The 4,134-nt window shown below is 60.9% G+C and carries 3 protein-coding genes; 2 read left to right on the forward strand and 1 reads right to left on the reverse strand.

Translation table 11 applies throughout. The features are described 5' to 3' along the window. Window positions 1-209 precede the first annotated feature (209 nt). Window positions 210-788 (reverse strand): DNA-3-methyladenine glycosylase I, encoded by a 579-nt coding sequence (locus OKC30_RS20065; protein ID WP_160839475.1) that lies wholly within the window; start codon window positions 786-788, stop codon window positions 210-212. A 187-nt stretch (window positions 789-975) separates the two neighbouring features. On the opposite strand from OKC30_RS20065, the gene glyQ reads away from it, so the two are divergent. Next, window positions 976-1,899, forward strand: a complete 924-nt coding sequence (gene glyQ, locus OKC30_RS20070; protein ID WP_041212022.1) for a glycine--tRNA ligase subunit alpha — start codon at window positions 976-978, stop codon at window positions 1,897-1,899. A 9-nt stretch (window positions 1,900-1,908) separates the two neighbouring features. Beyond that, on the forward strand, window positions 1,909-3,978 hold the full coding sequence (gene glyS, locus OKC30_RS20075; RefSeq protein ID WP_160839477.1) for a glycine--tRNA ligase subunit beta: 2,070 nt from the start codon (window positions 1,909-1,911) through the stop codon (window positions 3,976-3,978). The last annotated feature ends 156 nt before the right edge of the window (window positions 3,979-4,134 follow it).

A 4,134-nucleotide genomic window follows, 5' to 3' on the forward strand; every position in this document is an offset into this window, starting at 1 on the left:
GAACCAGTGATTGGTTCCGGATTGTCCTACAGCAGAAGGATCGGTCAATGGATCCTTAACTGATCAGCATTGCACCCTGGCCGGCCCCTTCGTGCGGCTGATGAGCAGCCACGAGGTGTGCGAGGCGCTCGACCGCACCCTTGAGCCCTGCTGATTCAGAGCAAAAAAAGAAGGGAGGCTTGAGCCTCCCTTCTTCGTGCATTTCCCCTTCACGTCGCCGCTGCTTGCTGGCACTCGGCGTGGCAGGGGCAGGTCACCAGATGATCGTTCACCATGCCCACCGCCTGCATGAAGGCGTAGCAGATGGTGCTGCCGACGAAGGTGAAGCCGCGCTTCTTGAGGGCCTTGGACATGGCATCCGACTCCGGCGAGGTCGCCGGAATGTCGCCGTTGCCCTGACGCTGGTTGACGATGGGGGCGCCGCCGACAAAGCTCCACAGATAATCGACGAAGTCGATGCCTTCCGCCTCCAGCGCCAGATAGGCGCGGGCATTTTTGATGATCGATTGCACCTTGAGCCGGTTGCGGATGATGCCGGTATCCTGCATCAGCCGCGCCACGTCCTGGTCGTCGAACTGCACGATGCGCACCGGATCAAAATCCGCATAGGCGCGATGGTAGCTCTCGGTGCGCTTGAGGATGGTGATCCACGACAGCCCCGCCTGTTGGCCATCGAGGCAGAGCTTGGCAAACAACTCGCGGGCGTCATACACCGGCCTGCCCCACTGCTTGTCATGGTATTCGATGTATTCCGGGTCTCTGGTCACCCAGGCGCAACGCAGTTCCATTTCCTCTCCCCTGTTTTTCATCGGCCATCGGCAGGCCGCTTGCGTCGGCGACATCATAGGGCAAGCGGCAACATAGCCCCACTAATCCCCTGTAATTTCGCCTATTATCCGACCATGCCAGACGGTATACTCCCTCGGTTCACATTCAGCAAATCTTGCTCTGATTTCATTTCGCGCGAAAAACACTATGCAAAAATTCGATGTCAAAACCTTTCAGGGCCTGATCCTGCAGTTGCAGGACTATTGGTCCCGCCAGGGCTGTACCATCATTCAGCCGCTGGATATGGAAGTGGGTGCCGGTACCTCCCACCCCATGACCTGCCTGCGCGCCCTGGGCCCGGAGCCCATCGCCTGCGCCTACGTACAACCGTCCCGCCGTCCGACTGACGGCCGCTACGGTGAGAACCCGAACCGCCTGCAGCACTACTACCAGTTCCAGGTGATCATCAAGCCCTCCCCCGACAACATTCAGGAACTCTATCTGGGCTCCCTGAAAGAGCTGGGCATGGATCCCGAGATCCACGACATCCGCTTCGTGGAAGACAACTGGGAAAACCCGACGCTGGGTGCCTGGGGCCTGGGTTGGGAAGTGTGGCTGAACGGCATGGAAGTGACCCAGTTCACCTACTTCCAGCAGGTTGGCGGCCTCGAGTGCAAGCCGGTCACCGGCGAGATCACCTACGGTCTCGAGCGTCTGGCCATGTACATCCAGGGCGTCGACAGCGTCTACGACCTGGTCTGGTCTGACGGCCCCCTGGGCAAGACCACCTACGGCGACGTGTTCCACCAGAACGAAGTGGAGCAATCCACCTACAACTTCGAACACGCCGACGTGGAGTTCCTGTTCCACTGCTTCGAGCAGTACGAGAAGGAAGCCCAGAATCTGCTGGCACTGGAAAAACCGCTGCCGCTGCCTGCCTACGAGCGCATCCTCAAGGCCGCTCACTCCTTCAACCTGCTGGATGCCCGCAAGGCCATCTCGGTCACCGAGCGTCAGCGCTACATCCTGCGCATTCGCACCCTGACCAAGGCCGTGGCAGAGGCATACTACGCCTCCCGCGAAGCGCTGGGTTTCCCCATGTGTCAGCGCACAGAGAACAAGCAAGGTTAAGGAACGGACATGGCACAACATACATTTCTGGTAGAGATCGGTACTGCTGAGCTGCCGCCCAAAGCCCTGCGCTCCCTGGCCGAAGCCTTTGCCGACAACTTCAAAGCCGAACTGACCAAGGCCGATCTGGCCTTTGGCGACGTCGAGTGGTTTGCCTCACCGCGCCGTCTGGCGCTGAAGGTGAGCGGGCTGGCTGGCGAACAGCCGAGCAAGAGCGTCGAGAAGCGCGGCCCGGCCGTAGCACAGGCGTTCGATGCCGAAGGCAAGCCGACCAAGGCCGCCGAAGGCTGGGCCCGTGGCAACGGCATCACCGTTGAGCAGGCCGAGCGTCTGGTCACCGACAAGGGCGAATGGCTGGTTCACACCGCCAAGGTCGAAGGCCGTCCAGCCAAAGAACTGTTGGGCGAGCTGGTTAGCCAGGCACTGGCCAAACTGCCGATCCCGAAAATGATGCGCTGGGGCGACAAGACCATCCAGTTTGTGCGTCCGGTCTTCACCGTGACCCTGCTGCTGGATGGGGATCTGGTGCCCGCCCACATTCTGGGTATCGACTCTGCCCGCACCCTTCGCGGCCACCGCTTTATGGGCGAGAGCGAGTTCACCATCGACAACGCCAGCCAGTACCCGCAGATCCTGCAGGAGCGCGGCATGGTGATTGCCGACTTTATGGCGCGCAAGGCCAAGATCAAGGCTGACGTCGAAGCGGCCGCTGCCGCCTTCGGTGGCGTAGCCGATCTGGACGACGCCCTGCTGGAAGAAGTGACCGCACTGGTCGAGTGGCCTGTGGTGCTGACCGCCAACTTCGAAGAGAAGTTCCTGGCCGTTCCGGCTGAAGCGCTGGTGCACACCATGAAGGGTGACCAGAAGTACTTCCCGGTCTACGACAAGAACGGCAAGCTGCTGCCGAAGTTCATCTTCGTCACCAACATCGAGTCCAAAGACCCGAGCCAGATCATCAGCGGCAACGAGAAGGTGGTTCGCCCCCGTCTCTCTGACGCCGAGTTCTTCTTCAAGACCGACCTCAAGCAGACTCTGGCCTCCCGCCTGCCGCGCCTTGAAACCGTGCTGTTCCAGCAACAGCTGGGCACCGTCAAGGCCAAGGTCGAGCGCATCGAGACCGTCGCCGGCTTTATCGCCGAGCGTATCGGCGCCGACGTAGCTCAGGCCAAGCGTGCCGGTCTGCTCTCCAAGTGTGACCTGATGACCAACATGGTCGGCGAGTTCACCGACACCCAGGGTGTCATGGGGATGCACTACGCCCGTCACGATGGCGAAGACGAAGCGGTGGCCGTGGCCCTCAACGAGCAGTACATGCCGCGCTTTGCCGGCGATGCCCTGCCGTCCGGTCTGGTTGCCTGCGCCGTCGCGCTGGCCGACAAGTTCGACACCCTGGCCGGTATCTTCGGCATCGGCATGCTGCCCAAGGGTGACAAGGACCCGTTCGCCCTGCGTCGCGCCGCCATCGGTGCCCTGCGCATCATGACCGAGAAGCAGCTGGATCTGGATCTGGTTGAACTGGTTGAAGAAGCGGTACGCGTCTACGGCGACAAGCTGACCAACAAAACCGTCGTTACCGACGTGGTCGACTTTATGCTGGGCCGCTTCCGCGCCGCCTATCAGGACGAAGGCATCGGTGCCGACGTGGTGCTGGCCGTACTGGCCCGCCGCCCGACCCGTCCGCTCGACTTCGATCGTCGCGTCAAGGCCGTCAGCCACTTCCGCACGCTGGATGCCGCTCTGGCACTGGCTGCCGCCAACAAGCGCGTGAGCAACATTCTGGCCAAGGTCGAAGGCGAATTGTCGACTGCCGTCAAACCGGAACTGCTGGTCGATGCCGCCGAGAAGGCGCTGGCCACCCAGGTTGCCGAACTGCAAGCCGAACTGGCCCCGCTGTTCGCCGCCGGTGACTATCAGGCTGCCCTCACCCGTCTGGCCGCCCTGCGCGAGCCGGTCGACACCTTCTTCAACGAGGTGATGGTGATGGCCGACGACGAAGCCCTCAAGGCCAACCGTCTGGCGCTGCTGAACAACCTGCGCAACCTGTTCCTGCAAGTGGCGGATATCTCCCTGCTGCAGTAATGTTGGTTGGGTTAGTGATAATAAAAACGGCGCCGTAAGGCGCCGTTTTTATATAAGAAATTAAAATACTATATCAATTCCATTCCTGATTACCCATGACCCTCAGCCAGCTTCAAGAGCCGATATGGCATCGGAGGGCTTGCCACGACTGCATGC

The organism is Aeromonas sp. QDB18 (assembly GCF_027705325.1).
Taxonomy (GTDB): Bacteria; Pseudomonadota; Gammaproteobacteria; order Enterobacterales; family Aeromonadaceae; genus Aeromonas; species Aeromonas caviae.